At 68.0% G+C, this 25,517-nt stretch carries 28 protein-coding genes and 1 tRNA gene (1 of these 29 only partly in view); 10 read left to right on the top strand and 19 right to left on the bottom strand.

The annotated features are described in order from the left end of the window. Nucleotides 1-248, top strand: the 3' end of a protein-coding gene (locus QO015_RS17820; RefSeq protein WP_266282567.1) for an aldo/keto reductase. Its footprint begins 808 nt before the window's first position; only the last 248 of its 1,056 coding nucleotides appear in the window; the start codon falls outside the window, past its left edge; the stop codon is at nt 246-248. 10 nt (nt 249-258) lie between these two features. Then, nucleotides 259-1,218 carry a phosphate acetyltransferase gene (locus QO015_RS17815; RefSeq protein WP_266282568.1) on the top strand — a complete coding sequence of 320 codons (960 nt, stop codon included), beginning with the start codon at nt 259-261 and terminating at the stop codon, nt 1,216-1,218. A gap of 7 nt (nt 1,219-1,225) precedes the next feature. On the opposite strand, the gene QO015_RS17810 is transcribed toward QO015_RS17815, so the two are convergent. The 10 genes from QO015_RS17810 to rpmH all read right to left on the bottom strand — a co-directional run bounded on the left by QO015_RS17810 (nt 1,226) and on the right by rpmH (nt 10,810). Further along, on the bottom strand, nt 1,226-2,263 hold the full coding sequence (locus QO015_RS17810; RefSeq protein ID WP_266282569.1) for a DUF4432 family protein: 1,038 nt from the start codon (nt 2,261-2,263) through the stop codon (nt 1,226-1,228). Between the two features lie 73 nt (nt 2,264-2,336). Further along, nucleotides 2,337-3,593, bottom strand: coding sequence for an MFS transporter (locus tag QO015_RS17805; protein WP_266282570.1), 1,257 nt, complete (start codon nt 3,591-3,593; stop codon nt 2,337-2,339). Nucleotides 3,594-3,636: 43 nt separating this feature from the next. Further along, nucleotides 3,637-4,659 (bottom strand): lactonase family protein, encoded by a 1,023-nt coding sequence (locus QO015_RS17800; protein ID WP_266282571.1) that lies wholly within the window; start codon nt 4,657-4,659, stop codon nt 3,637-3,639. Nucleotides 4,660-4,793: 134 nt separating this feature from the next. Continuing rightward, nucleotides 4,794-5,645: a 2,3,4,5-tetrahydropyridine-2,6-dicarboxylate N-succinyltransferase gene (gene dapD, locus QO015_RS17795; protein ID WP_266282572.1), complete on the bottom strand. Its 852-nt coding sequence runs from the start codon at nt 5,643-5,645 to the stop codon at nt 4,794-4,796. Nucleotides 5,646-5,731: 86 nt separating this feature from the next. After that, on the bottom strand, nt 5,732-6,469 hold the full coding sequence (locus tag QO015_RS17790; protein ID WP_266282573.1) for a pyrimidine 5'-nucleotidase: 738 nt from the start codon (nt 6,467-6,469) through the stop codon (nt 5,732-5,734). Nucleotide 6,470: 1 nt separating this feature from the next. Further along, nucleotides 6,471-7,376: an acetylglutamate kinase gene (gene argB / locus QO015_RS17785; RefSeq protein ID WP_266282574.1), complete on the bottom strand. Its 906-nt coding sequence runs from the start codon at nt 7,374-7,376 to the stop codon at nt 6,471-6,473. A gap of 109 nt (nt 7,377-7,485) precedes the next feature. Continuing rightward, on the bottom strand, nt 7,486-8,148 hold the full coding sequence (gene yihA / locus QO015_RS17780) for a ribosome biogenesis GTP-binding protein YihA/YsxC (RefSeq protein WP_266282575.1): 663 nt from the start codon (nt 8,146-8,148) through the stop codon (nt 7,486-7,488). 55 nt (nt 8,149-8,203) lie between these two features. Continuing rightward, the gene (yidC, locus tag QO015_RS17775; RefSeq protein WP_266282576.1) at nt 8,204-10,135 is read right to left on the bottom strand and encodes a membrane protein insertase YidC; all 1,932 of its coding nucleotides are present in this window, start codon (nt 10,133-10,135) and stop codon (nt 8,204-8,206) included. Beyond that, nucleotides 10,132-10,629: a ribonuclease P protein component gene (gene rnpA / locus QO015_RS17770; RefSeq protein WP_266282577.1), complete on the bottom strand. Its 498-nt coding sequence runs from the start codon at nt 10,627-10,629 to the stop codon at nt 10,132-10,134. Before rnpA ends, yidC begins: the two co-directional genes overlap by 4 nt. Before the next feature lie 46 nt (nt 10,630-10,675). Beyond that, a complete protein-coding gene (gene rpmH / locus QO015_RS17765) occupies nt 10,676-10,810 on the bottom strand; it encodes a 50S ribosomal protein L34 (protein WP_073058534.1) in 135 nt (44 codons plus the stop codon). 307 nt (nt 10,811-11,117) lie between these two features. Here rpmH and QO015_RS17760 point away from each other — a divergent pair, with 307 nt between their 5' ends. From QO015_RS17760 to QO015_RS17750, 3 genes are all read left to right on the top strand, one after another. Next, nucleotides 11,118-12,614, top strand: coding sequence for an ATP-binding protein (locus QO015_RS17760; protein WP_266282578.1), 1,497 nt, complete (start codon nt 11,118-11,120; stop codon nt 12,612-12,614). Between the two features lie 173 nt (nt 12,615-12,787). Next, a tRNA-Arg gene (locus QO015_RS17755) sits at nt 12,788-12,864 on the top strand. A gap of 133 nt (nt 12,865-12,997) precedes the next feature. Next, nucleotides 12,998-13,345 carry a YciI family protein gene (locus tag QO015_RS17750; protein WP_266282579.1) on the top strand — a complete coding sequence of 116 codons (348 nt, stop codon included), beginning with the start codon at nt 12,998-13,000 and terminating at the stop codon, nt 13,343-13,345. Here the strand turns inward: QO015_RS17750 and QO015_RS17745 are convergent. From QO015_RS17745 to QO015_RS17730, 4 genes are read right to left on the bottom strand one after another with little or no spacing between them, the layout of a single operon-like run. Continuing rightward, nucleotides 13,323-14,003, bottom strand: coding sequence for a cytochrome c oxidase assembly protein (locus QO015_RS17745; RefSeq protein ID WP_266282580.1), 681 nt, complete (start codon nt 14,001-14,003; stop codon nt 13,323-13,325). The genes QO015_RS17750 and QO015_RS17745 overlap by 23 nt on opposite strands. Continuing rightward, a complete protein-coding gene (locus tag QO015_RS17740) occupies nt 13,994-14,314 on the bottom strand; it encodes a hypothetical protein (protein ID WP_266282581.1) in 321 nt (106 codons plus the stop codon). Before QO015_RS17740 ends, QO015_RS17745 begins: the two co-directional genes overlap by 10 nt. Next, nucleotides 14,311-16,794 carry a cytochrome c oxidase subunit I gene (gene ctaD, locus QO015_RS17735; protein WP_266282582.1) on the bottom strand — a complete coding sequence of 828 codons (2,484 nt, stop codon included), beginning with the start codon at nt 16,792-16,794 and terminating at the stop codon, nt 14,311-14,313. Before ctaD ends, QO015_RS17740 begins: the two co-directional genes overlap by 4 nt. Continuing rightward, nucleotides 16,791-17,576: a cytochrome c oxidase subunit II gene (locus tag QO015_RS17730; protein WP_266282583.1), complete on the bottom strand. Its 786-nt coding sequence runs from the start codon at nt 17,574-17,576 to the stop codon at nt 16,791-16,793. The genes ctaD and QO015_RS17730 overlap by 4 nt, the downstream gene beginning before the upstream one ends. Here QO015_RS17730 and QO015_RS17725 point away from each other — a divergent pair. Beyond that, nucleotides 17,472-17,984 (top strand): DUF2231 domain-containing protein, encoded by a 513-nt coding sequence (locus QO015_RS17725; RefSeq protein ID WP_266282584.1) that lies wholly within the window; start codon nt 17,472-17,474, stop codon nt 17,982-17,984. The genes QO015_RS17730 and QO015_RS17725 overlap by 105 nt on opposite strands. Here the strand turns inward: QO015_RS17725 and QO015_RS17720 are convergent. The 4 genes from QO015_RS17720 to QO015_RS17705 form a co-directional block, all read right to left on the bottom strand. After that, nucleotides 17,957-18,484, bottom strand: coding sequence for a HemJ family protein (locus QO015_RS17720; protein ID WP_266282585.1), 528 nt, complete (start codon nt 18,482-18,484; stop codon nt 17,957-17,959). The two genes, QO015_RS17725 and QO015_RS17720, sit on opposite strands and share 28 nt — an antisense overlap. Nucleotides 18,485-18,703: 219 nt before the next feature. Then, nucleotides 18,704-19,111, bottom strand: a complete 408-nt coding sequence (locus tag QO015_RS17715; RefSeq protein ID WP_266282586.1) for a hypothetical protein — start codon at nt 19,109-19,111, stop codon at nt 18,704-18,706. Between the two features lie 192 nt (nt 19,112-19,303). Further along, the gene (locus QO015_RS17710) at nt 19,304-19,639 is read right to left on the bottom strand and encodes a YciI family protein (RefSeq protein WP_266282587.1); all 336 of its coding nucleotides are present in this window, start codon (nt 19,637-19,639) and stop codon (nt 19,304-19,306) included. A 145-nt stretch (nt 19,640-19,784) separates the two neighbouring features. Next, nucleotides 19,785-20,747: an AraC family transcriptional regulator gene (locus tag QO015_RS17705; protein ID WP_266282588.1), complete on the bottom strand. Its 963-nt coding sequence runs from the start codon at nt 20,745-20,747 to the stop codon at nt 19,785-19,787. Between the two features lie 99 nt (nt 20,748-20,846). Here QO015_RS17705 and QO015_RS17700 point away from each other — a divergent pair, with 99 nt between their 5' ends. Continuing rightward, nucleotides 20,847-21,590, top strand: a complete 744-nt coding sequence (locus tag QO015_RS17700) for an SDR family oxidoreductase (RefSeq protein ID WP_266282590.1) — start codon at nt 20,847-20,849, stop codon at nt 21,588-21,590. Between the two features lie 15 nt (nt 21,591-21,605). Here QO015_RS17700 and QO015_RS17695 read toward each other — a convergent pair whose 3' ends face one another. Further along, nucleotides 21,606-22,019 carry a hypothetical protein gene (locus tag QO015_RS17695; RefSeq protein ID WP_266282591.1) on the bottom strand — a complete coding sequence of 138 codons (414 nt, stop codon included), beginning with the start codon at nt 22,017-22,019 and terminating at the stop codon, nt 21,606-21,608. Nucleotides 22,020-22,102: 83 nt separating this feature from the next. On the opposite strand from QO015_RS17695, the gene QO015_RS17690 reads away from it, so the two are divergent. From QO015_RS17690 to dapE, 3 genes are all read left to right on the top strand, one after another. Then, complete coding sequence (locus tag QO015_RS17690; protein WP_307290732.1) at nt 22,103-22,810, top strand: META domain-containing protein; 708 nt, start codon at nt 22,103-22,105, stop codon at nt 22,808-22,810. Between the two features lie 106 nt (nt 22,811-22,916). Then, a complete protein-coding gene (gene hemN, locus QO015_RS17685) occupies nt 22,917-24,278 on the top strand; it encodes an oxygen-independent coproporphyrinogen III oxidase (RefSeq protein WP_266282594.1) in 1,362 nt (453 codons plus the stop codon). A gap of 57 nt (nt 24,279-24,335) precedes the next feature. Further along, nucleotides 24,336-25,517, top strand: a complete 1,182-nt coding sequence (dapE, locus tag QO015_RS17680; protein ID WP_266282595.1) for a succinyl-diaminopimelate desuccinylase — start codon at nt 24,336-24,338, stop codon at nt 25,515-25,517.

Here is a 25,517-nt window from a genome sequence, read left to right as displayed (position 1 = left end):
AAGTCGCGCTCGCCTGGCTGCTTGGCCGGCCGGGCGTCACCTCGGTGATCATCGGCGCCCGGAACGAGCATCAGCTGACGCGCAATCTCGGCGCCGCCGCGCTGAAGCTGACCGACGAGGAGCGCGCCCGGCTCGATGCCGTCAGCCTGCAGCGGCTGATCTATCCCTACTGGCACCAGCTGGCGAGCGCTGCCGACCGGCTCGGTCCGCCGGAGCTCAGCCTGATCAGCTCCTACATGAAGCGCTGAGCAGACGATCATGGGTGACGCCGACGCGGCCCTACGCCATGCGAAATATGACCGGTTGATCGCGGCCGCACAGGCCCTGCCGCGCCTCCGCGTCGCCGTTGCCCATCCCTGCGATGCCGTCGCTCTCGGCGCGGCGGTCGAGGCCGCCGCGCTGGGGCTGATGGAGCCGATCCTCGTCGCGCCTCCGGCCAAGCTGGCTTCGACGGCCGCCGCCATCGGCGCCGATCTTTCCGCCTTCCGCCGCGTCGAGGCTGCCCACAGCCATGACGCGGCGGAAAAGGCCGTCGCGCTGGTGCGCAGCGGCGAGGCCGACGCCCTCATGAAGGGCAGCCTGCACACGGACGAGCTGATGGGCGCCGTCGTCGCGCGCGAGACCGGGCTGCGTACCGGCCGGCGCATCAGCCACTGCTTCGTGATGGACGTTCCCAACCATTCCGATCCGCTGATCATCACGGACGCGGCGGTGAACATTGCCCCGACGCTCGAAGAGAAGCGCCACATCGTCCAGAACGCCATCGACCTCGCGGCGGCTTTGAAGTTCGGGGAAGCGCGGGTGGCGATCCTGTCGGCGATGGAGACGGTCAATCCCGACGTGCCATCCACCATCGACGCCGCGGCGCTGTGCAAGATGGCCGATCGCGGCCAGATCACGGGCGGTGTCGTCGACGGACCGCTCGCGCTCGACAACGCAATCGATCTCGGCTCGGCCGCCATCAAGGAAATCCGCTCTCCGGTCGCGGGCCGGGCCAATATTCTGGTGGTGCCAGATCTCGAGGCCGGCAACATGCTGGCGAAGGGCCTCACATTTCTGGCGGGCGCCGATGCGGCCGGCATCGTGCTCGGCGCGCGCGTGCCGATCATCCTGACGAGCCGCGCCGACAGCGCCGAGGCTCGCCTTGCCTCTGCGGCCGTCGCGGCCCTGCTCGCGGATTACCAGCGCTCGTCGCTCGCCGCGGCGTTGAAGACTTGACCGGCGATCAATCCTCGGCTGCCACCGTGATCGCCATCGCATAGTCGCGGCTGCCGCGCGGCTCGAGGGTCTCGGTGAGAAGTTCGCCATTCTCGATTCGCGGCAAGGCGGTCCCCGGCTCGATCCCGAGCGCGAAGACGCCGGACTGGTAGGAGCGCCAGACAAGCAGCGAGGGAAGCTGCGCCTGCCGGTAGGCCAGTTCGACGCCGATGCCGATCGCCGGATTGCGAATGCCGACGACGAGGTCGCCCCGCTCGTCCGGCGGCAGAGTGAGATGATCGACGATCTCGCGCGTTTCCGGCCGCGGCCGCGGCGGCAGCTCGGCGAAGCGGCGGGCGAAATCGCCGAACGCGCCGGTCAGCTCGCTCGTCGCATCGAGGAGCGGATAACCGAAATTGCAGTGATAGAGCAGCGCATGCGGCGCAGGGTTGAAGCCGCAATTCACCACGCGATCGGCGATCGCGAGCGTCCGGTCATAGAGCCCGAGCTCGATCCGCCGATGCAGTTCGAGCACGTCGCCGAAGACGCCCGACTGGCGGACGACGCCCTCGGCGAAGATCAGGCCCGCCTCGGCATCAAGGCCGTAGCCGACGAGGCGGGCCGGCATGGCTGCGATCTCGCCATGCTGCGGAAAGTCGCGCTGCGGGCGATGCGGGCTGACGGTCGTGTCGCCCGCGGCGCGACGCGGCGGCCCGTAGTAGGAGAGCCCGCAGGTGACCAGGAAGCCGTCGAAATTGCGCAGGAAACCGTAACCGTCCTCGCTCGACGGCAGTTGCGCGGGATAGCGCATCTGGTTTTGGGAATGCCAGCCGAGCTGCACCTGGCCGAGGCTGAGCGCAGAGAGGTCGAAGCCTCGGTCGACCGCGATCTCGAAGCCGATCCCCGCCGCGTTGCGGGCGACGAGGAGCCGCTGCCCGCGTCCGGGCCCATCTTCGAGGCTGAGGAGGCGGATTTCGCCGAGCGCGCGGAGGTCGGGAGACTTCGCGGCGATGTCGGCGTCGGCGGACGCGATCTGCGGCAGGCGGTGCGGAAGCGACTTGGACATGGCGGGCGACCTTCTGGCGGGCGGTTCCGATGCCGGACTCGTAGCCTGTTCGCAGCGAACGCGCCATCGCCCCTCAGCTGTCGGCCGCCGGCTCCTCGCGCGGGATGGCGAAGCGCACCACGGCGACGGACGCGAACGCGATCAGCCCGAACAGGATCATCGGCAGTTCGGGCGTGATGCCGGTGAGGGCCGACCCGCCCATGACGCCTATCCCTTCGCCGAGGAATCCGAGCGCCGTGTTGTTTCCCATCACCGCGCCCTGCCGCTCGGGTCCGACCCGCGCGGAAAGGAGGCCGCTCAGAGCGCTGAAGCCGACGGCGAAGGCGATGCTGGCGAGGCCGCCGAACCCGACCGCCACCGCAACGCCGCCGGGAAGCAGCGCGAGGAACACGCCGAAGCCACCGAGCAGCGTCGAGAGGATCCCGAGTCGCCGCATGTCGATGCGGCCGACGAGCAGCGGCAGCAGGACGAGATTGCCGAGACCGGCGGTGACGGCGAGAAGCGCGTAGTCGACCGTCACCTGGCCGACGGTGAGGTCGAACATGTCGACGAGATATTCCGTCACGACGCGCCAGAAGCCCATCGATGCGACGAAGAGCAGGAAATTGGCGAGATAGTACGCGCGCAGCGGCCGGTCGGTGACGATCGTGCGGAGATTGCCGAGGCTCTCGCCGATCGGCATCGGCTGCGCCGAGGGATCCGGCGGCCGCGTCTCGCGGAAGAAAAGCACCACGAGCAGCAACGTCGCGGCGAGCACGCCGACCATCGCGGCGAACGGCACGAGATAGCCAAAATGCGCCGCGGCAAATCCACCGAGGACCGGACCGAGGACATAGGAAACGCTGGTGACGGACCAGAGATAGCCGAGATATTTCGGCCGTTCCTCCTTCGTGGTCGCATCGGCGATGGCGCTGGTGCCGATCGCGGCATTGGCTTCGCCGAGACCGCAGAGCACGAGCGCTGCCCCGAGCAGCCAGAGCATATGGGCGGCCAGCGCCGACGCGATCAGGGCATAGGCGATCGTGGTCACCGCCAGCGATGCGACGAGAACTGGGCGGCGGCCATAACGATCGGACAGGGCGCCAAGCACCGGCGAGCCGATGACCTGCGCCAGCGGATAGAGCATGAGCAGGAGCCCGACCAGCATCGCCCGCTGCCCCGCCGTCGAGCCTTCGGGGGCGTAGGTCGAACCCGGCGAGAGGATCATCGGCACGAACAACGTCGCCATCATCGCGTAGCCGAGATAGGAGATCCCGACGACGCCATAGACCGGCGCGACGCGGGCGAGCACCCGCGACGGCGATACTGCATCCGAAGTGATGGCGCTCACGCGAGCCTCCGCCAGGAAGCCGGCCGGGCCGGCGGTCAAGCGATCAGAAGAGAAGCAGCCAGCCGGGGCCGGGACAGTCGAAGAGCGGTTCCGCCGGGCCGGCGAAGCCCTCCTCGGTGAGACTAAGCACGGTGACGGCGTTCTGGTCCCAGTTGGCGACGAGACAGCGATCGCCATGGACCAGGAGATGCTGCGGCCAGGCGCCGCCCGAACCGATCTCGGCGACAAGACGAGGCGCCTTCGACGTCACGTCGAAGGCGGCGACGGTGTCGTGGCCCCGATTGGCGAGATAGACGAAGCGTCCATCCACCGAGCGTTGCACGTCGCCGGGGTAGTTGCGCGGCGTGCGGCTCTTGGCCGGGCCGCGGAGCCCCGTACTGGCAACGCTCTCCCAGCCGGGCGTAGGCGCCTCGGCTCCGACGACCAGGCTGGAGGCGAGCTCTCCGGAAAGCGCGATACGGCCTCCGGGCAGGAAGACGCCATGGCGCGGCCCGCTGCCCGCCGGCGCCGTCAGCGGCTCGATCGGCGCGATCGCGAGAGGCTGCGCTGGGTCGACTGCGAAACGGTGGACGAGGTCCGCGCCGAGATCGACGACGAGCATCAACCCGTCATGGAAGAGGATCTGGTGCGGGTGGGCCGCCTCCTGCCGCTCCGCGTCCGGCCCCTGCCCTTCGAGCGACACGGAAACCTCGTCGCCGAAGCTGCCATCGTCCCCGAGCGCGACCAGCGTCAGCGTGCTGGAGGCATAGTTGGCAGCGACGAGAAGGCGCCCTTCCGGATCGACGGCGAGATGACAGGGATCGCCTTCGCTCGGCACTTCACCGATCGAGTTCGCGGCTCCCCCCTCGATGCGCCAGGCATGGACGACGCCGCGCGTGCTCCCCGCACCGTAGACGATCGGCAACGCCGGGTGCCGGCAGAGCGAGGACAGCTGACCGACCGTCGCCAGCTGGCGCCCGCGCCATTCGGCGCCCTCGGGGACGAACTGCCAAAGACCGTGCTCCGGTCCGGTCCCGCGCGCCGCGACCAGCAGGCTTCGCCCATGCTCGAGAGTGACCGCCGCCATGAAACAACGCTCCGTTCCTGCGCTCCGGCCGGACGCGAAGCGAATCCGCCGTATGGTCGATCAGCGGCCACCATTCGGCAAGTCGTGGACGAGAGCTCGAGGCTCTGCCGTCTCGCCAGGCATCGTGGCTGCGCTCAGTCGCGCAGCAGCTCGTTGACGGAGGTCTTGGCGCGGGTGCGCTCGTCGACGCGCTTCACGATCACCGCGCAGTAGAGCGACGGGCCGGGCGTGCCGTCCGGAAGCGGCCGGCCGGGAAGCGAGCCCGACACCACGACGGAATAGGGTGGGACGCGGCCCATATGGATCTCGCCCGTCTCGCGATCGACGATCTTGGTCGAGGCACCGATGAAGACGCCCATCGAGAGCACGGAGCCCTCGCCGACCACGACGCCCTCGACGACTTCGGAGCGCGCGCCGATGAAGCAGTTGTCCTCGATGATCGTCGGCCCGGCCTGCAGCGGCTCTAGCACGCCGCCGATGCCGACGCCGCCGGAAAGATGCACGTTCTTGCCGATCTGGGCGCAGGAGCCCACCGTCACCCAGGTATCGACCATGGTGCCGCTGTCGACATAGGCGCCGAGATTGACGAAGGACGGCATCAGGATAGCGCCCGGCGCGATATAGGCCGAGCGTCGAACGATACAGTTCGGCACCGCGCGGAAGCCGGCCTTGGTGAAATCATCACCCGACCAGCCGTCGAACTTGGACGGCACCTTGTCCCACCACGTCGAACCGTTGGGACCACCCGAAATCGCCGCCATCGGATTGAGGCGGAAGGACAGCAGCACCGCCTTCTTGAGCCACTGGTTCACGACCCAGATGCCGTCGCGCTTCTCCGCGACGCGCACCGTGCCGGCGTCGAGCAGCGAAAGCGCCGTGTCGACCGCGTCGCGCACTTCGCCCCTGGTGGCGGTCGTGATCGCGGCGGGATCCTCGAACGCGGCTTCGATGGTCGCTTGCAGGGCGGCGGTATCGGCGATCGACATGGGGCATCCCGAAATTGGTGTGACGGCGCGCGACACTATCGGCGTCGACCGCGAAGTCAACGCCGCAGCATTCGCGCCGCCGAGCCTCAGCCGGTGGTGCGCGCCGCCAGACCGTCGACGATGCTGGTCAGGAAGTCGCCGAGATGGTCGGTGATGAAGTCGATATGGGCGCCCTCGCGGCCTTCCGTTTCCCAGGCCTCGGCGAGGATCGGCTCGGTGCCGCGCGGCACCACGAGCACCGTCGCCATGCCGAGCGTCTTGGGCACTTCGAGATTGCGCGCGAGATCCTCGAACATCGCCGCCTCGCCCGGAGCGATCCCGTTCTCGGCGAGGAAGCGGTCATAGGTGTCCGCATGCGGCTTGGGAACGAGATCGGCGCGGACGATGTCGAAGATGTCCTCGAAGTCCGGCTGAAGACCGAGCCGCTCCATTACCTTCTCGGCATGGGCACGCGAACCGTTGGTCAGGATGTAGCGCTTGCCGGGCAGACGCGTGATCGCCGCCGCGAGCTGCGGATCGGGCGCAACCGCGGAATGATCGATGTCGTGGACATATTCCAGGAAGTCGTCCGGGGCGATCCTGTGCTCGAGCATCAGCCCGCGCAGCGTCGTGCCGTAGCGGCGGTAATAGTCGCGCTGCAGCAGCTGCGCCTCATCCGCAGGCAGCGAGAGGAGGCGCTGGACATAATCGCGGATGCGCACATCCACCTGCGCGAACAGGTTCGTGTGGCGCGGATAGAGCGTGTTGTCGAGGTCGAACACCCAGGCCTTGACCCCGGCGAAGCGGGCGAGATCGGGCTCGTTCGGGAGCGGCGCGCTGGTCATCTCAGCGCTTCAGCAGCGTGCCTGCGCCATGCTCGGTGAAGAGCTCGAGCAGCACGGCATGCGGGGTCTTCCCGTCCAGGATGACGACGCCCTCGACGCCCCGGTCGAGCGCCTCGATGCAGGTCTCGACCTTGGGGATCATGCCGCCCGAGATGGTGCCGTCGGCGATCATCGCCCGAGCCTCGGCCACCGTCAGTTCCTTGATCAGCCGCTTGTCCTTGTCGAGCACGCCGGGAACGTCGGTGAGGAAGAGAAGGCGCGAGGCGTGCAGCGCGCCGGCGATGGCTCCCGCGAACGTATCGGCATTGACGTTATAGGTCTCGCCGTCCTCGCCCGCGCAGACCGGCGCCAGCACCGGGATGATTTCGGACTTCGCCAGAACCTCGAGCACCTCGGTGCGCACGGTCTTCGGCTCGCCCACGAAGCCGAGATCGACGATCCGCTCGATATGGGAATCCGGGTCCACGACCTTGCGCGTCAGCCGCGTGACCGTGACCATGTTGCCGTCTTTGCCGGTCAGGCCGATGGCGCGTCCGCCGGCTTCGGTGATCGTCTGCACGATCTCCTTGTTGATCGAGCCGGCGAGCACCATCTCGACGACCTCGACGGTCGGCTTGTCGGTGATGCGCATGCCCGCCGCCCATTCCGACTTGATGCCGAGCCGGGTGAGCATCGCGTTGATCTGCGGGCCGCCGCCATGCACGACGACCGGGTTGATGCCGGCGAGCTTCAGGAGCGTGATGTCCTCGGCAAAGGCCTTGCCGAGCTCCTCGCTGCCCATCGCATTGCCGCCGAACTTCACGACGACCGTCTTCTCGTCGTACCGCAGCATATAGGGAAGCGCGGTGGCGATGAGCTGTGCGGTCAGCACCGGATCGGTGCCCGACGTGGTGACGGTCTCGGTCATGGAAATCTCTCCGCTCGGGGCAGCGCTCTATAGCGAGTTTGGCATGGCGGAACAATGACGCCGGCGACCGCCGGCTGCGACGGAACAATCACGCCGGCCAGGGCGGAAACTAGGCCGCGAGCGCGGCGATCTCGGCGCGCAGACGGTCGAGGCCGGCGCCCTTTTCCGAAGAGGTTGCGATGATCGTCGGATGGGCGGCCGGACGACGCGCGACGGCTGCCGCCGTCTCGGCGACGACGCGCTCGATGCCGCCCGGCTTCAGCTTGTCGGCCTTGGTCAGAACGATCTGGTAGGAGACGGCCGAGCTGTCGAGAAGGTCGAGCGTCTCGAGATCATTGGCCTTGAGCCCGTGCCGCGCATCGATCAGCACATAGACGCGCCGCAGCGAGACGCGCCCGCGCAGATAGTCGCGGATCAGCCGGTTCCAGGAATCGACCAGCGGCTTCGGCGCCTCGGCATAGCCGTAACCCGGCATGTCGACGAGCATCAGGCCGGGACCGGGCGTGAAGAAGTTCAGCTCCTGCGTGCGGCCCGGCGTGTTCGAGGTCCGCGCGAGCCCGCTCTGGCCGGTCAGCGCATTGATGAGCGACGACTTGCCGACATTGGACCGACCCGCGAAGGCGACCTCGGTGTCGCCGATCGGAGGCAGGGTCTCGATCGAGGGGGAGGAGCGCAGGAACTGCCACGGACGCGCGAAGAATAGACGCCCGGTCTCGAGCCTCTCGGCCTCCTCGCGCAGCCGCGCCAGTTCGCTATCGGAAATCTCCGGCATCGGCTCCGTCCGTCCTCGATTGTCGAAGCCCTCGGCGCTCGGCTTGCCTTTCGGCTCAGCTCTTGGCCTTGGAGGGCTTGCCCGGACCGCCCTTGGGCGCCGGCTTGTTGGCATTGGCCGGCTTGCTGGCGCTGACCTGCTTGGGAGCCGGCGACGCCTTGGAGGCGGCCACGGCCGGTTGAGACGCATCCGCCGGTTTCGGCTTCTTGCGGAACGCCTCCATGATGTTGCCGAGCAGGTTCACCTCGACGCCCTGCCGCCGCATGATGACATATTGCTGCGCGATCGAGAGCGTGTTGTTCCACGTCCAGTAGATCACGAGGCCTGCGGGGAACGACCCAAGCATGAAGGTGAAGATCACCGGCATCCAGGTGAACACCACCTGCTGCGCCGGGTCGGTCGGCGCCGGATTGAGCCGCATCTGCACGAACATCGTGATGCCCATGATGATCGGCCAGATGCCGAGCATCAGGAGGTGCGGCGGGCTCCAGGGGATGAGGCCGAACAGCGTGAAGAGATTGGTCGGATCGGGCGCCGAAAGATCCTGGATCCAGCCGAAGAACGGCGCATGGCGCATCTCGATGGTGATGAAGATCACCTTGTAGAGCGAGAAGAAGACCGGGATCTGGATCAGCACCGGCCAGCAGCCGGCCAGCGGATTGATCTTCTCCTTCTTGTAGAGCTCCATCAGCGCCTGCTGCTGCTTCACCTTGTCGTCGGCGAAGCGCTCGCGGATCGCCTGCATTTCAGGCTGAACCTTCTTCATGGCGCTCATCGACTTGTACGACTTGTTGGCCAGCGGGAAGAAGATCGCCTTGACGAGAACCGTCACGAGCAGGATCGCAACGCCGAAATTGCCGACCAGCTTGTAGAAATAGTCAATGAGGTAGAAGAGCGGCTTGGTGAAGAACCAGAACATGCCCCAGTCGATCAGGAGATCGAAGCGCTCGATCTTCAGGTCGTCGCGGTAGCCGTCGATGATCGACACCTGCTTGGCGCCGGCGAAGACGAGGCTTTCGGTCGAGGCCGAGGCGCCCGGCGCGACCGAGAGCGGCGCGCCCTGAAAATCGGTCTGGTAGAGGCCGACGCCCGTGTCGACATGGGAGAAATGCGCCGTGAAAGGCTGACCGCCGCGGGGCACGATCGCCGTCGCCCAGTACTTGTCCGTGATGCCGAGCCAACCCGTCGCCACATCGGTGAAGGTCTGCGGTCCTTCCTTCTTGATGTGCGAATAGTTGAGTTCCTGCAGGTGATGGTCGCCCATCCAGCCGATCAGGCCCTCATGCAGGATGTAGTAGCCGGCGACATGCGGTTCGCCGATCCGCGTGACGCGGCCATAGGGCGACAGCGTCAACGCGGCGCCGGTCGCGTTGGTGACCTCGTCGCGCACCGTGAACATGTAGCTCGGATCGATCGAGATGATGCGCTTGAAGGTCAGGCCCGCGCCGTTGTCGTAGGTGAGCGCCACCGGAGTGTCCGGCGTCAGCTTCGCTCCTTCGGGCGCCGTCCACATCGTGTCGGGACCGGGCACATTGGTGCCGGCCGGAGCCCCGACCCAGCCGAACTCGGCGAAGTACCCGTCCGGCCCGCCCGAGGGCGAAAGCAGGATCACGGTCGGGCTGTCCTTGGCGACGGTCTCGCGATAGCCCTTGAGGCGCAGGTCGTCGATACGGCCGCCCTTCAGGTTGATCGAGCCGCTGACCGACGGCGTATCGAGCGGGACGCGCGGCGTCGCGGCGAGGGCCGCGTCGCGGGTGAGGTCGGTGCTGGCGGTCGCCTGGGTCGGCGCAGTCGCGCCGGGCGTGGTCCCTGCCGCAGGAGCCGTCGCGCCGCCCGCCGGCGCCGTGGCCGTCCCGGAAGCCGCCTGCGTCGCCGCCTGCTCGCGCTGCGTCTGCTCGAGCCGCGGCGAGGCCACGAAATACTGCCATCCGAACACCACCGCGATGGACAGGGCCACGGCGAGGATCAGGTTGCGGTTGTCGCTCATCGGTGGGGTCTTTCGGAGGAACGGTCGTCGGAGCCCATGCCGCCGTCCTTGGGACGGCCATGAGCGGATTCAGTCTCTGGCGCAGCAACGCCATCGTGGCGCGTGTCGCCCGGTGCCGGCCTGGACGGCGCCGACTTGGTGCCAGCCGGCCGCTCGAGCGCGGCAAAACCGGAGATAAGGTCGCGGGTCAGTTCGTCGAAGGGCTGCGACAGTGCGGCGCGCCGGCCAACGAGCACATAGTCGGTCGCCGCGCGGGCATTCCCGGCAAAGGCGAGGCGCACCGCCTCGCGGAGGCGCCGCCGGATGCGGTTGCGCTCCGGCGAATTGCCCATCTTCTTGGTGACCGTGAAGCCGAAGCGCGTCAGCGTCCCCTCGGGCTCGCGGCGATCGCGCTTCTGCAGCACAAAGCCGCGCCGGGAGACGCGTGGTCCTCCGGCGACGGCGAGAAATTCGGCGCGTTTCTTGAGCCGCTCCATGGTCTTCGCTCGATCCATGGCGAGCCTTTCCGGGCGCCGGCCGGCTTTGGCCGTCCTCTGCGGGTCAGGCAGTGAGCTTCTTGCGGCCCTGGGCGCGGCGCTGCGCGATCACCTTGCGGCCGCCGACGGTGGCCATACGGGCGCGGAAGCCGTGGCGGCGGGCGCGAACGAGCTTGCTCGGCTGATAAGTACGCTTCATGGGTCGTCACCGCCGGGGGCGGCCCTCATTCGATCGAAACAATGGTCGGAGGAGCGACAGCGGCGTTCGGAAGCGGAGCACGCCTTCGTGCACGCGACCCCGGCATGCCTTCTGCCTGCTCTCGTCGAGGCCGGCTTATACGGAGAACCCCTCCCCAAGTCAACGCAGCGGAAACGACGTTTCGGGCAGCGGAAAGTGCTCTGTTCGGCGTAGAAGACGGGCGCGGCCGCCGGTTTGACGCGCCGGTCGCGGTCGTCGCACACTATGGCGCTGCGTCGCAGAGCGCTTCTGAAGGGGGACGAGCGGCATGGCGGAAGCAAGCCCCGACGGGGCTGAGGCAGGCCGGGATGGACCGTCGGCGGAGACTGCCGCCGCGCGGCGCCGGCGCGCGCCCAGCCTTTCCGTCAAGCTCATGATCCTCACGGTCGTCTTCGTGATGGTCACGGGCGTCGCCGGTTTCGTGCCGACGATCGCCGCCTTCCGCCTGCGTTTCCTCGAGGATCGCATGGCGACGGCGCAGGCCGCGAGCATCCTGCTCGATTCGGCCGCCTGGAGCGATGTGCCGCGCCAGGTGCAGGACGAGTTGCTCGCGACCGTCGGGGCGACGGCGATCGTGCTGCGGACGGGTCCGGCGACGCGCCTGCTCGCCGCCGTCGAGATGCCCCCGAGTGTCGACGAGACCGTTGATCTCCGCCAGCCGCTCGCCCTGTCGTCGATCGGCGCCGCCTTCGCGACCCTGACGGCGAGCGAACCGCATACGCTGCGCGTCATCGGTCCCTCGCGCGACGGCAACACCCTCGAACTGGTCATCAGCGACCGGCCGCTGCGCACCGCGATGCTGCATTTCGGCGGCACGATCCTCGTGATGTCGGCGCTGATCTCGATCATCGCCGCGATCCCGATCTATATCAGCCTCCAGCGCCTCTTCGTCCGACCGATGCGCCGGCTGTCGCAGGCCATGGTGCGCTTCTCGGAGGATCCCGAGGACCGGTCGCGGATCATCGTGCCGAGCGGCCGCGCCGACGAGATCGGCGTCGCCGAGACCGAACTGGCCACGATGCAGCGCCAGCTTTCCGAGACGCTGCTGCAAAAGGCGCATCTCGCCGATCTCGGGCTCGCGGTGTCGAAGGTCAACCACGACCTCCGCAATCTTCTCGCGTCGGCGCAGCTCTTCTCGGATCGCATCGCCTCGCTGCCCGATCCGACCGTGCAGCGATTCGCCCCGAAGCTGATCGCGACGCTCGGGCGCGCCATCGACTATTGCCAGACCACCCTCGCCTATGGGCGGGCGCGCGAACGCGAGCCGAGCCGACGGCTCGTGGCGCTCCACCGTGTCGCGCGCGATGTCGTCGACGTGCTCGGGCTCGATAACCACGCTACCATCCGCTGCGAGATCCGCATCGAGAGCGCCTTCGAGATCGATGCGGACCCCGACCAGCTCTTCCGCGTGCTGCTCAATCTCTGCCGCAACGCCGTCCAGGCCATGGACGGCGAAAGCGATCCGGCCATCGTCCGGCGCCTTCTGATGGAGGCCGACCGGCGCGGGACGGTCGTCACGGTGCGCGTCGCCGATACCGGACCCGGCGTGCCCGAGCGGGCCAAGGCCAACCTCTTCCAGGCCTTCCAGGGCGGCGTCCGCCCCGGAGGAACGGGCCTCGGCCTCGCCATCGCCGCCGAGATCGTTCGCGCCCATGGCGGCTCGATCACGCTCGTCGAGACCGAGGGCCCCGGCGCCGTCTTCGAGATCGCCATCCCCGACCGCCCGGTCGCCTTCGATCGCGCTCGCCGCGCCCACGCGCGCTGACGGACCGGAGAGGGGCGCTGGAGACGGCTCGCCGGCTCCGCGCGCTGCGTTCTATCCACAGGCATCGTCCCGCCGGAACGAGGCGCTTGCAATCGAGAAGGCGAGCGGCTAACAAGACGCCGCCGCCGCTTGGCGGCCCTACTCGCTGGAAGCAAGCCTTCCACGACAGGCAGGCGCCCGTAGCTCAGCTGGATAGAGCACCAGACTACGAATCTGGGGGTCAGGAGTTCGAATCTCTTCGGGCGCGCCATTCGGCCTCTGGCTGGCCGTATCTATTAGGACAATTTCGATAGTTGTGTCTTTGGCTTCCCGTGCCATTCGGCCTCGGCATGTCGTGCAAGGACGGATAGGCTCAGAGCCCTGTTCCGTCTGCGGGGAGGGCCATGGCCATGCCGCGTTTCCTGATTTCATTTGACGACGGCGCGATGGATCACATCCCGGCCGGTGAAATGGCGGCGGTCGGCGAGGCAGCGCACGCCCTCGTCCGCGAGGCGAAGGCCGCCGGCGTCTGGATCTTCGGCGGCGGGATCGAACGACAGCGCGCAACGATCGTTGGGAGCGAGGGAACCGTCTCCGAGGGGCTTGCGCCTGAGGCGAAGCCCGCGATCGGCGGCTTCTCGATTATCGAGGTCGAGACGCGCAAAGAGGCGCATGCCTGGGCGGAGAAGCTCGCCGTTGCGTGTCGCTGCGCTCAGGAGGTACGCGAGATCATGTACGATCCGGAGTCCTAAACCGCTCGACCGGCATCGGCACTGCCTCGTCGAGCCCGTCCCTCTCCCGCCCGAGACGCAGCGCGAGCACCGCGCCGCCGATGGCAGCGGCACCGCCTCCGAAGAACGCCATCAGACCGCCGCCGAGCTGCTGATCCCCGAGTGGATCGAGGCCGAAGGCGCCGAGGCAGAACTGCGGCGCATAGACGAGGCGCGGGGCGAGCACGAGAAGCACGCCGAGCATCGCCATGTGCATCGAGGTCAGCAGCATGGCGAGCGCACCGGCCGCGGCATGCCGACGGCCACGGCCGAAAAAGGCCGTGCCCCAGAGCGCGAGACCTGCGGCGAGAAAACTCGCCTGCTGGACCGCGAACATGACGGACGAGCCGGCGGCGGCTTCGTGAAGCGCTGGCGCATGCCAGCCCCAGACGACGACGAATTCGAGCGCCGAGACCGCGAGCGCGGCGGAGAGCGGCTGCCCCGCCCCCTCGCGCCAGTGCGTCGGCAGAAGGCGGATCGCACCGATCGCGACAAGCGGAGCCGCCACCAGGGTCAGGCCGAGATGCAGGATCATGTGCGGCGAGAACGCCCGCCGGGCCATCTCGGGCAGCGGCCCCAGCCAGAGCGCCGCCAGCAGCAGGAGCCCGGCAATGAGCGGCCAGGCCCTCATCATCGGCATAGAGGCAGCGCCAGGACGGGGAAGAACGTCCAAAGCGTCGCGACGAGCCCGACAATGCCGCCGGTGATGCTGACCGTCCGCACGAAGCCTCCTCTTGAGCCGAAGCGGCGGGAGAGGAGCACAGCCAGCAACACGCCCTGCAGGGCCAGCGCGGCAGCGAAGGCAAGTCCGAGCAGAACGCGCGACATGGAGATGCCGGCGAGCGTTCCTTCCGGCGGCGCGGCGCAGAGGATCGCCTGCAGCCCGTAGACAGCGCTGAAGGCGGCGAGCCAGGCCAGCGGCGCGATCAGCATGCGCAGGACGTCCGTCATGACAGGGCGACCGGCAGATAGGCGGCGAGCAGGATGACGACTGCGATGCCAGCGAGATAGGCGCCCCAGACCGGCAGGATGGCGATTTCCGCGCGGCGGCGCGGCGAGACATAGCCGGCGCGCACCCGGGCGAGCAGGAAGGCGGCGATCAGCGCGACGACGATGGCGTGGAGGATGCCGTAGCCCCCCATGACCAGGAGCGTCGCGCCATAGGCATGGCCGGTCGCGGCCGGCGCCGTGGCCAGCAGGACCAGGAGCGCGGCGGCGATCGCGATCGATCCGGCGAGCGAGAGCGCGAGCGCCGCGATCGGGTTCCGGCCGCGCTTGTTCACGACGACGGCAAGGGATGGCCCGAGCAGCGAGAGCGCAATGCCGACACCTGCAATCGCGACCACGATCGTGGACGGCTCGATCCAGGCCGGCGGCGGCCATCCGGGAGCAATGGTCCACAGGAAGGCGTAGCCGAACAGCAGCGAGCCGAACAGGGTCGCGTCGGCGACGAGCAGGAAGACGGAGCCCCACCATCCGGGCGGCCGGTCGACCTCGGCGATCGTCGGCAGCGACAATCCGCGCCCGACGGTGACTTCCCCGACATCCTCGCGCCGGCCGAGCTGCCAGACCCAGTGCCAGGCGAGCACGGCGACGCCGACCATCGCAAGCGGCGCGACCCACAGGACCTTCAGGAGCAGCGCCAGGAAGAACAGGCCGGTGACGGCGGCGAGCACGATCGGCAGATGCGTGTTGCCGGGATAGACGACGTGGTGTTCGGGCGCGCCACTCGCCACATCGACGGCGAGTGATTCACGGATCATCCCGTTCGGCGCGGCAAGATAGCCCTCGCCCCGGGCGAGCCGGGCCGGAAGGTCCGGATCGGAACGAAGCGGCTCGCGGTCGTCGACCTGCGGCAGGCTGGCGAAGTTGTAGGCCGGCGGCGGCATGGCGCTCGCCCATTCCAGCGTCCCGGCGCGCCATGGGTTTCGCGGCGCGCGATGCCGCACGAAGAAATGCAGCACCACCTCGATCATCACCATCACGAGGCCGAAGGCGAGAATGAACCCGCCGACGGAAGAAACGAGATTGATCGCCGTCCAGCCGTCCTCTGGCGAATAGGTCGAGATGCGCCGGCGCTGGCCCATGAGTCCAGCGAAATGCATGGCGAGAAACGTGACGTGGAAGCCGACGAAGATCAGCGCGAAGGCGAGCTCGCCGAGGCGGAAGAAGCGCGCCCGTCCGGTCGCGAGCGGCAGCCAGTAATAGAGCGCGGCGAGCAGCGGAAAGACGAAGCCGCCGAACAGGACGTAGTGGAGATGCGCGGTCACGAAGGCCGTGTCGTGCACCTGCCAGTCGAACGGCACGACGGCGACCATGACGCCCGTGAGCCCGCCGATGACGAAGGTGGCGAAGAAGCCGAGGATATGGAGCATGGGCAGGCGCAACTGCGGCCGCCCTTTCCAGAGGGTGCCGATCCAGGCGAAGACCTGCACCGCCGTCGGCACCGCGACGAGCGTCGAGGCGGCCGAGAAGAAGGCGAGCCCCATATGCGGGATGCCCGTCGTGAACATGTGGTGCACCCAGAGCCCGAAGCTCAGGATGGCGAGCGCCACGGCCGCCGCGACGACATAGCGATAGCCGAGCAGCGTGGTCGAGGACATGACGGGCAAGATGGTGGAGACCAGCCCCGCCGCGGGCAGGAAGATGATGTAGACCTCGGGATGGCCGAACAGCCAGAAGAGGTGCTGCCAGAGCAGGCTGTCTCCGCCGAGCTCGGCCTGGAAGAAGGGCAGTCCGAAAGTGCGCTCGAGCTCGAGCAGGATCGAGCCGAGGATCAGGGGCGGGAAGCCGGTCAGGATCATCAGCGAGGTGACCAGCATGTACCAGGCGAAGATCGGCATCTTCGCGAGCGACATGCCCGGCGCGCGGTAGCGCAGGATCGAGACGGTGAACTCGACCGCGGCCGAGATCGCGGAAATTTCGACGAAGGTGATGCCGAGCAGCCAGAAATCGGTGTTGATGCCGGGCGAATAGACCTTGCCCGTCAGGGGCGGATACATGAACCAGCCGCCGTCCGGCGCGATGCCGAGCAGGAGCGAGACGAGCAGCATCGCGCCGCCGAAGAAATAGCACCAGTAGCCATAGGCGCCGAGGCGCGGATAGGCGAGATCGCGGGTGCCGAGCATCTTGGGCAGCAGGTAGATCGCCATGCCCTCGATCGCGGGAATCGCGAACAGGAACATCATGATGGTCCCGTGCATCGTGAAGATCTGGTTGTAGATCTCCGGGCCCGCGAAGGCCGAATGCGGGGTGGCGAGCTGTGCGCGGATCAGCATCGCCAGGACGCCGGCGACGAGAAAATAGAAGAAGGCCGTGACGAGGAACATCAGCCCGACATCGGTGTGGTTCACCGTCGAGAAGAGGCCCTTCCAACCCGGTGGGGACGACCAGATGGCCTGAAGGCGTCGGTGGCGGGCGAGCGCGCTCATTCGCCGCCCTCCAGGAACGCGGCCCAGTCTTCGGGCGAATGGGCGACGACGGTGAAGGCGAAGCCGTCATAGCCGGCGCCGCTGAATTCGGCGCTGCGGCCCTGATAGGTGCCGGGCTCTTCCGCCTCGATTCGCAGGACATTGACATGGCCGGGCACGGCATCGAGCTTGCCGGCGAGCCGCGGCACCCAGAAGCTGTGAATGACGTCGGCGGTCGTGATCGCCACGTCGATGGGCCGCCCGGCCGGAACATGCAGCACGTCCTCGGTCCGCCGGCCCGGCAGGTCGTCATAGGAGAAGGTCCAGGCGAAGCGCCGCGCTTCCGCCCCGACCCGCACGATGTCGGGCGAAGGGCGCGGCATCAGCCTCTCGCCGATCACGAGCCCGAAGCCGAGCAGCGCCGTGAGCACGACCAGCGGAAAGGCGAGGCCGAAGCCGAAGATCCAGACGCGTTCCCCGCCGCGCTTCGCCTCGTCCGGCCTCCGCAGCCAGGCGAGAACCAGCAGCGCGGCGACAAGCAAGAAGATCGCGCACGCGGCGGCCAGCATCACCCACCAGAGCGTCGCGATCGCGCGGGCACCCGGCCCGGCCGGAGAAAGCGTCGAGAGCGGCGCCTCGCAACCGGACAGTCCAAGCGCCGTTGTCCCGATGACAAGAGGAACGAGGAACGAGCGCTCATGGCGACGCAGGAGATCGAAGGCGCGGAAGAGAGACTGATCGATCCGATCGTCGAGAAGCCCGGCTTTGACGATACGGAGTCGCGGGTTGCTCTGTTCGGTCATCCGATCCATGCGATGAGCGTCGCCTTTCCGGTGGCCCTCACCTTCTGCACGCTCGGCGCCGACGCTCTCTATTGGTGGACGGGTGATCCGTTCTGGGCGCGCGCGGCGATCTGGGCGGTCGGCGGCGCCTTTTTGATCGGCATGGTCGCCGGCCTCTCCGGAACGGCGGAGCTGCTGCTCGTGCCCGGCATCAGGGCGAGGGCTGCGGCCTGGACGCATTTCATCATCGCCGTGACGCTGCTCTCGCTGCTCGGTGCCAACTGGGGCTATCGCCTCGGCGATGCGGAAGGCGCGGTCCTGCCCTACGGCCTGCTCCTGTCGGCGATCTCGGCGGGTGTGGTGATTTTGACCGGGTGGCATGGCGGCAAGCTCGTCTTCGACTACGGGCTCGGCACGAAGGGCAGCTGACGCCCCTGTGGCGTCACCAGCCAGTGCGGAAAGGAAAGGCCGGCGAGGTCCGGCTTGGCGAGGACAAGCACGAGGATGCCGGTCGCGCAGGCGAGAACGCCGCCGATCGGCCAATAGGGGCTCGGCGGCCTCCGCCGTCCAGGCGCCTCGGAGATGCGCACGATGACATGGCCGATCGTGGCATGGAGGGCCATCAACGCCGCGACCAGCGCCAGCTTGGCGAAGAGCCAGGGCTCGAAGACCTGACGCAGGAAGATCAGCCAGGTGCCGGCGATCACGGCGACCACCGCCGCGGGCGTCACGACCATCGTGTAGGTGAGATGCGTCGAATGACGGATGATCCGGTAGTCGCCCGGCGAAACGGCAGGATCGTGCAGCGCCAGCATCATGGGCAGCACGATCAGCCCGCCGCACCAGATCGAAAGCGCGATGATGTGCACCGCCTTCCAGAGCGGCACCGTCGCGACCAGCCAATCGGGGATGCCGATACCGCTCACCACGCCCGCCTCCAGCGCGCAACGACGCGCCTCCGCCGGGGCGATGAGGGACAACCCGGCAGAACCTGGCCGCTATGGTGCCGGAATTCGGTCACGAGCCTCCCTTGCTCAGGCGGATGTCACGCGGATGGACAATCGCGAGAGCGGGGAGAGGTTCCGAAAGCGGGCATCGGAAGGCCACGGGAGTGTTTCTCCCGCGGCCCGGTGGCGTCGAAACGGACGTCAGGGCTGCCTGGTGAGTCGCGAACAGGCGGCCATCGCATCGTCGCCCGTCTCGAGATAGCAGACATCCAGCGTGTCGCCGGCGAGCGTTCCGAGATGGACGCCGTCGTCGTCGACAAGGAAGACTCCCTTGCCATCCGGCGTAACCGTGCCGATCAGATCCTCGCTGAACTCGCCCTTCTCGGACGGATAGGAGACCTTGGCGCGGAAGGACCGGCCCTGCTGCTCGGTGATCGTGATCGTGACATCGCCCGTCATGAAGCCGGACTGCTTGCCGATGAAATCACTGGAGCCCTTCCAGGCGCCGGTGAGGCTCGGCGTCTCCTGCGCCAGCGCGGGCGCTGTCGCCAGCGTCGCGAAAAGGGTTGCGACGAGGAACAGGTTTGGCGTCTTCACGGTCATCTTCATGGCACTTCCTCCGGGCCAGCCTGTTGCGGCTGTGCTCGGGCGAGTATTCGCCGCCAACCGTTAAGCGCACATGGATCGCCGGCGCATTGTTTTAGCGGATCACCGAACGTCCTTGCCGCCGCGCAAGGCGTCGTGTGGAACGGTCACCTCGAATGCGGATAGCCTTCGCGTTCCGGCACCGACACTTGCTCGTCACCAGAAGGCACGTACCTCGACATTCGCGCGGCATGCAGTGGCGGCCTTGCGCCCCCATGCGAGGGCCTCGTCCATGCCCGGAAGTTCGAGCACCCAAAAGCCGCCTATATGCTCCTTGGTCTCGAGATAGGGGCCGTCGGTGACCATGAGATCGCGCCCGCGCCGTCGCACGGCCCGCGCCTCCCCGGACGGCTTCAGCCCGCCCACGAAGCGTCGGATACCGGCGGCGACCATCTCGTCATTGAGCCGATCGATGTCGCGGTGCATCGCCTCGTCTTCGCTGGAACCGTCATAGCCATCCGGATGATGGATCGCGACGAGATACTGGGTCATGGCTGTGCTCCTCGGTCTGCGGGAGCGGCCCGCCGCCACCCCTTGCTTCCTTGACGAACCGCCGCCGTGGGCGGCGACATTTCGCAATCTCTTTATTTATGCGCGGGCGTCGGGCGCCGCGTGTCCACCCATGGCTGCACCGCGTTCATGACGCGCGATCCGCAGTCCTCCGGCCGAGACGAGGCCGCCGGCCAGCAATCTTGGGCCTCCCCGAGGTCGAGCGAGCATACTGCCCCGGCGGCGCACCGACATGGCGACTGAAAGCCGTGCTGAACGTGCTGGCGGAGCCATAGCCGACCCGCTCCGCGACCTCCGCGATCCCGATGTCGCGCCTCAGCAGATCCTTTGCCAGCGCCATGCGCCAGACGAGGAGATATTCCATCGGCGGCGTGCCGACCTGGCGGAGGAAGCGCGTGAAGAAGGCCGATCGCGACAGCGCGGCTTCGCGCGCGAGTTCGGCCATCGTCCAGCCTCTCCCCGGATCCTGGTGCATCCGCCGGATCGCCGGCGCCAGCCGCGCGTCGCCGAGACCGCGCAGCAGTCCCGGCGGCGCATCCTCCGTTTCGTTGAAGCGCAGCGCCTCGACGAGCAGGATCTCGACCAGCCGCGAGCGCACCAGCGTTCCGCCCGAACGCGCCTCGGAGGCTTCCTCGACAAGGAGGGCGACGAGCATCGACAGCCGCGGGATTCCCCGCGCGTGCACCTGGCCGGGGAGAAGCGAGACCAGCAGACCCTGTTCGTCACCGCCGAAGACGAAATAGCCGCCAAGAAGCCGGACATCCGGCGGCCCATCCTGCCGGCCATGGCGGATCTCGGCATCACCGTCGGCCGCCGCCGCATTCGGATCGATGCGCACGGGCGTGGCGGGCTCGAAGCCGCCCATGGTGAAGCCCGGCGTGCGCGGCAGCAATACGAAGTCCCCCGCCTCCAGAACGAGGGGCTCTTCCCCGTCGACCGCGAGCCGGCACGAGCCCTCGACGACAACAGCGAAACTCGGATGCCCGAAATCGCCATAGCGCACGGCCCAGCGGCCGGCGCCGCTGATCCCCTTGGTGAACACGGCACGCGGATGAAGAAGCTCGACAATCTGGGAAAGGGGATCGGCCATTTCTGGACTATAGCCAATGAATGAGCGACTTCCAGTCGTATTTGGTCCAGAAGAGGCGTCATAGGATCGCGCCATCGACCTTGCTAACGGAGCTGAACAATGCGGACGATCCTCATCACCGGCGCTTCCTCGGGCTATGGCCTCGAGACTGCACGCCATTTCCTCGCGAAGGGCTGGCAGGTCATCGCGACCATGCGCAAGCCGGGCAACGACGCCCTTCCCGCCGCCTCCAACCTTCGCATCCTGCCCCTCGACGTCACCAACGCGCGAAGCATCGCATCCCTCATCGAGGCAGCGGGGCCGATCGACGTTCTGGTCAACAATGCCGGCATCGGCGTCGTCGGCGCCTTCGAGGCCACGCCGATGGAGCATATCCGCAAGGTATTCGAGACCAACACGTTCGGCACCATGGCCATGACGCAGGCCGTCATTCCGCAGATGCGCGCCCGGCACTCCGGCATCATCGTCAACGTGACGTCGAGCGTCACGCTGGCCGCCATGCCGCTCGCCGCCGCCTATACCGCCAGCAAGGAGGCCATCGAGGGTTTCACGGGCTCGATCGCTCATGAACTCGCCCATTTCGGCATCGCGGCGAAGCTGGTCGAACCCGGCTACGCCCCGACCACGCGCTTCGCCGCCAACACGTCGCTGCGCGTCGAGGATCTCATCCCGGAGGCCTATGCCGAGTTCGCCCGGCCGATCTTCGCCGCCTTTGCCAATCCCGCGCTGACGACCCGCGAGGCCGATGTCGCGGACGCCGTCTGGCGGGCGGTCCACGATGACACCGGAACGCTGCGCTTCCCGGCCGGGGCCGACGCCGCCGCACTCGCCGCCGCGGCGTGAAAGGGAAGGCCCGCTCTACGAGCAGAGAGTGGCGAGGAAGCGGGCCGCCTCGTCGGTGATGCCGACGATCTTGTCGGTCGCTTGCCGGTAGAGCTTGAAGTCGAGCTCGCGTTGCGGACCTCCGCCAGCGCTGCCGCGAAACGGCTTCAGCTCGGTGCGGCCAAGGGGCTGTCGCGCCCTCGCCTCGCACCGGACGGCGATGGTCACGAGCGGCGTCTGCCGGGCGAGCCCGGCTATGGGCGGAAGCGCCTCGGCGGCCGTGACGATGCCGCGGCCGATCAGGCCGCTCCCGCCGGCGTTTTCGCTGGCGAACAGGAAGATCGTGTCTCCGGCCGCGATCGCCTTGCCGCCATACATCGTCTTCGCGCCGGAGAAGGCGAAGACCGCCGCGTCGATGTCGTCGATCCTCGCCTTGATGACATAGGCCATGGCGCGTCCCCTTGTCGCCACACTGTCCTCTATCATCGCGCCGGGCTGCGGCCCGATGAAGCGGAAAAAGCAAGGGGGAAGCGATGGTCTGTCTGGCAACGCGCATGACGACCCGCGTAGCGGGGCTCGCGACGATCCTGCTGGCCGCGCCGACATTGGCCGCGGAGGCGGAGCCGCTCATCGCGCGCGGCAACGAGCCCTCCTTCCTCATCTCGATCGGCGAGGACGAGGTGGTGCTGCAGATGCCGCTGGACGGGATCACGTTCAGGAGTTCGAACGTGACGCGCTCCACGGTCGACGGCCATCCTCGCATCGAAGTGAGCGCCGGCGGCAACACGCTTGACGTGACGATCGAGCAGCATCTGTGCGCCGACACGATGACCGGCATGCCCTTCCCCGTTGCGGTGCGGGCGGAGTTCAACGGCCAGAAGCTCAATGGCTGCGGCGGATCGACCTTCACGGCGATCGAAGGCGGCTGGCGCGTAATCGCGCTCGAAGGAAAGCCGCTGCCGGACGGCACGATCGCCACCATCGCCTTCGAGGCGCCGGACAAGGTCAGCGGCAAGAGCGGCTGCAACCGCTATTTCGGCGCCTTCAAGCTCGACGCGGAGCGGCTTGCGATCGGCCCGCTCGGCGCGACGCGGATGGCCTGCCCGCCGGACGAGATGGAAATCGAGAGGCGCTTCCTCGATCTCGCCGCCCGGGTGACCCGCGCGACGCCCGGCGAGAACGGCCGGCTGAAGCTCATGACCGGCGACGACGAGGCGATGCTGCTCGACAGGGCCGACTGAGGCGGCCTGTTTGACGAAGCGCAAGGTCGGCGCTTCGCGCCCGCGCTAAGCGCGTCATCGGAGCGGCCGCATCTCCCCGGCCGCAGATGAAGGCCGATCGACAGCGATGAACGCTCCCTTTCCCGCGCCGAGCCTCGATGCCCTCACGCGCCGCATGGTGCCGCGCTACACTTCCTACCCGACCGCGCCGCATTTCTCCGATCAGGTGACGGGCGAGACTTATGGCGCTTGGCTCGAGGCGGTCGCGCAGTCGGACGCGCCGATCTCGCTCTATATCCACGTTCCCTATTGCCGCTCGATCTGCACCTATTGCGGCTGCACGACCCGTGCAGCACGCCGCGACGAGCCGCTCATCGCCTATGCCGCGACGCTCCGGCGCGAGATCGCGCTCGTCGCCGCGCGACTGGGCCACGTCGCGGTCTCTCATATCCATTGGGGCGGCGGCACGCCCAACATCCTGCCGGCCGGCACGATGGAGGCGATCCTCGCCGACCTCGCCGGCTATTTCCGCTTCACGGACGATTTCGAGCACGCGATGGAGCTCGACCCGCGCCATGTGACGGCGGAGGGCGCAAAGGCCTTGGCGGCGCTCGGCGTCAATCGCGCCAGCCTCGGCATCCAGACGCTCGATCCGGCCGTGCAGGAGGCGATCGCCCGCGTCCAGCCGCTCGATGTGGTCGAGGCGAGCTTTTCGGCCTTGCGCGAGGCCGGCATCACCGCGATCAACGCCGATCTCATGTACGGCCTGCCGCTGCAGACCGAAGCCAGCATCGCCGAGACCGCCGAGGCGATGCTGAGGCTGCGGCCCGCGCGCTTCGCCAGCTTCGGCTATGCGCATGTGCCCTGGATGAAGCGCCACCAGACGCTGATCGACGAGGCGACGCTGCCGAACGGCGATGCGCGGCTCCGCCAGGCTGCGCTGATGCGCGATCTGCTCGAGGCCGGCGGCTATCAGGAGATCGGCATCGACCACTTCGCCCTGCCGGACGATCCGCTGGCGGCGGCGGCGCGCGAGGGTCGACTCCGCCGGAATTTCCAAGGATATACCGACGACGAGGCGGTTACGCTCGTCGGCGTTGGCGCCTCCTCGATCGGCCGCACACCGGCCGGCTATGCGCAGAACGCAGCCGACGAACATGGCTGGCGGCGAGCGATCGAGGCGGGGAACCTGCCGATTACCCGCGGCAAGGCGTTCGAGGGCGACGACGCGCTGCGCGCCGCGATCATCGAGCGGCTGCTCTGTGATTTCGCCGTCGACCTGCCGGCGCTGGCCGAGCGGCACGGCGCAGTCGGAGAGACCTTCGCCGCGGAACAAGCCAGCCTCGCCCCGCTCGTCGCCGCCGGCTGGGTAAGCCTCGACGGCGGCCGCCTGGAGATCCGCGCCCATCATCACGCGCTCGCCCGTGTCGTGGCGGCGGAATTCGATGCCTATCTCGGGCGCGGCGGCCGTCATTCCGTCGCGGTCTGATCGCGGCGCGCCCTTCCCTCCCCTTGATCGGCGCGGTGCGGCATGGCACGAGAAACCATGCCCCCCGTACCAGACGCCGCCACCCCGGCCGACCCCGCTCAGCTGCTTTCAGCGCTGATCCGCTGTCCTTCCGTCACGCCGGCCGAGGGCGGCGCCCTCGCGCTTCTCGAATCCGTGCTCGCGCCGGCCGGCTTCATGGTGAGCCGCCCCGTCTTTCGCGAGGCCGGGACGCCGGATGTCGAGAATCTCTTCGCGACCATCGGCTCCGGCGCACCGCACCTCGTCTTTGCCGGCCACACCGATGTCGTGCCGCCGGGCGATCCCGCGCGCTGGTCGCATGGCCCCTTCGCCGGCGACATTGCGGACGGCTTCGTTCATGGCCGCGGCGCCGTCGACATGAAGGGTGGCATCGCGGCCTTCGTCGCCGCGGCGCTCGGCTATCTCGCGGATCGCGGTGGCGCGCCGTCCGGCACAATCTCGCTGCTCATCACCGGTGACGAGGAAGGCCCCTCGGTCAACGGAACCGTGAAGCTGCTCGACTGGGCGGCGAAGAATGGCCACCGCTTCGACGCGGCCATCGTTGGCGAGCCGACCAATCCGAAGCGGCTCGGCGATGCAATCAAGGTCGGCCGGCGCGGAAGCCTGTCGGGCCGCATCACGGTGTTCGGACGCCAGGGCCATGTCGCTTATCCGCATCTCGCCATCAACCCGATCCCGCAGCTCACGAAGCTGATCCGCCGGGTCACCGCCGAGGCGCTCGACGAAGGCTCGGAGCGCTTCGATCCGTCCAATCTCGAATTTGTCGGCCTCGATGTTGACAATACCGCCTGGAATGTCATCCCGGCCGAGGCCAGTGCCCGATTCAACATCCGATTCAACGACCAGTGGACAGTGGCGACGCTGGAAGCCTGGCTGGCGGCGCGCCTCGACGAGGCGGCGGGGAACGAGATCGCCTACGAGCTCGAACTGATGGAAGGGGCGAGCGAGTCCTTCCTGACCCATTCCGCCGAGCTGATCGACAGCCTGACAAACGCAGTCGAGGCCGTAACCGGCCGGCGGCCGGAGCTCTCGACGAGCGGCGGCACCTCGGATGCGCGCTTCATCAAGGATTATTGCCCCGTCGTCGAGTTCGGCCTCGTGGGCGAAACCATGCACCAGGTTGACGAGCGCGCCGCTGTCGAAGATCTCGTGGCGCTGACGGCAATCTACCGACGCTTCCTCGACGACTGGTTCGGCTGA

Source organism: Kaistia geumhonensis, from assembly GCF_030815145.1.
In the GTDB taxonomy this organism is placed as follows: domain Bacteria; phylum Pseudomonadota; class Alphaproteobacteria; order Rhizobiales; family Kaistiaceae; genus Kaistia; species Kaistia geumhonensis.
This window is presented reverse-complemented; position numbering and strand designations above follow the sequence as displayed.

Excerpts from the sequence above, each read along its gene's own strand:
- yihA (WP_266282575.1), bottom strand. The coding sequence starts at position 8,148 with ATGCCGGAGATTTCCGATAGCGAACTGGCGCGGCTGCGCGAGGAGGCC.
- QO015_RS17725 (WP_266282584.1), top strand. The coding sequence starts at position 17,472 with ATGGCGACGCAGGAGATCGAAGGCGCGGAAGAGAGACTGATCGATCCG.
- QO015_RS17695 (WP_266282591.1), bottom strand. The coding sequence starts at position 22,019 with ATGGCCTATGTCATCAAGGCGAGGATCGACGACATCGACGCGGCGGTC.
- dapD (WP_266282572.1), bottom strand. The coding sequence starts at position 5,645 with ATGTCGATCGCCGATACCGCCGCCCTGCAAGCGACCATCGAAGCCGCG.
- QO015_RS17715 (WP_266282586.1), bottom strand. The coding sequence starts at position 19,111 with ATGAAGATGACCGTGAAGACGCCAAACCTGTTCCTCGTCGCAACCCTT.
- rpmH (WP_073058534.1), bottom strand. The coding sequence starts at position 10,810 with ATGAAGCGTACTTATCAGCCGAGCAAGCTCGTTCGCGCCCGCCGCCAC.
- hemN (WP_266282594.1), top strand. The coding sequence starts at position 22,917 with ATGAACGCTCCCTTTCCCGCGCCGAGCCTCGATGCCCTCACGCGCCGC.
- QO015_RS17800 (WP_266282571.1), bottom strand. The coding sequence starts at position 4,659 with ATGGCGGCGGTCACTCTCGAGCATGGGCGAAGCCTGCTGGTCGCGGCG.
- argB (WP_266282574.1), bottom strand. The coding sequence starts at position 7,376 with ATGACCGAGACCGTCACCACGTCGGGCACCGATCCGGTGCTGACCGCA.
- ctaD (WP_266282582.1), bottom strand. The coding sequence starts at position 16,794 with ATGAGCGCGCTCGCCCGCCACCGACGCCTTCAGGCCATCTGGTCGTCC.
- QO015_RS17700 (WP_266282590.1), top strand. The coding sequence starts at position 20,847 with ATGCGGACGATCCTCATCACCGGCGCTTCCTCGGGCTATGGCCTCGAG.
- QO015_RS17790 (WP_266282573.1), bottom strand. The coding sequence starts at position 6,469 with ATGACCAGCGCGCCGCTCCCGAACGAGCCCGATCTCGCCCGCTTCGCC.
- QO015_RS17690 (WP_307290732.1), top strand. The coding sequence starts at position 22,103 with ATGGTCTGTCTGGCAACGCGCATGACGACCCGCGTAGCGGGGCTCGCG.
- QO015_RS17810 (WP_266282569.1), bottom strand. The coding sequence starts at position 2,263 with ATGTCCAAGTCGCTTCCGCACCGCCTGCCGCAGATCGCGTCCGCCGAC.
- QO015_RS17710 (WP_266282587.1), bottom strand. The coding sequence starts at position 19,639 with ATGACCCAGTATCTCGTCGCGATCCATCATCCGGATGGCTATGACGGT.
- QO015_RS17730 (WP_266282583.1), bottom strand. The coding sequence starts at position 17,576 with ATGACCGAACAGAGCAACCCGCGACTCCGTATCGTCAAAGCCGGGCTT.
- QO015_RS17745 (WP_266282580.1), bottom strand. The coding sequence starts at position 14,003 with ATGCCGATGATGAGGGCCTGGCCGCTCATTGCCGGGCTCCTGCTGCTG.
- yidC (WP_266282576.1), bottom strand. The coding sequence starts at position 10,135 with ATGAGCGACAACCGCAACCTGATCCTCGCCGTGGCCCTGTCCATCGCG.
- QO015_RS17815 (WP_266282568.1), top strand. The coding sequence starts at position 259 with ATGGGTGACGCCGACGCGGCCCTACGCCATGCGAAATATGACCGGTTG.
- QO015_RS17750 (WP_266282579.1), top strand. The coding sequence starts at position 12,998 with ATGGCCATGCCGCGTTTCCTGATTTCATTTGACGACGGCGCGATGGAT.
- QO015_RS17740 (WP_266282581.1), bottom strand. The coding sequence starts at position 14,314 with ATGACGGACGTCCTGCGCATGCTGATCGCGCCGCTGGCCTGGCTCGCC.
- QO015_RS17705 (WP_266282588.1), bottom strand. The coding sequence starts at position 20,747 with ATGGCCGATCCCCTTTCCCAGATTGTCGAGCTTCTTCATCCGCGTGCC.
- dapE (WP_266282595.1), top strand. The coding sequence starts at position 24,336 with ATGCCCCCCGTACCAGACGCCGCCACCCCGGCCGACCCCGCTCAGCTG.
- QO015_RS17760 (WP_266282578.1), top strand. The coding sequence starts at position 11,118 with ATGGCGGAAGCAAGCCCCGACGGGGCTGAGGCAGGCCGGGATGGACCG.
- rnpA (WP_266282577.1), bottom strand. The coding sequence starts at position 10,629 with ATGGATCGAGCGAAGACCATGGAGCGGCTCAAGAAACGCGCCGAATTT.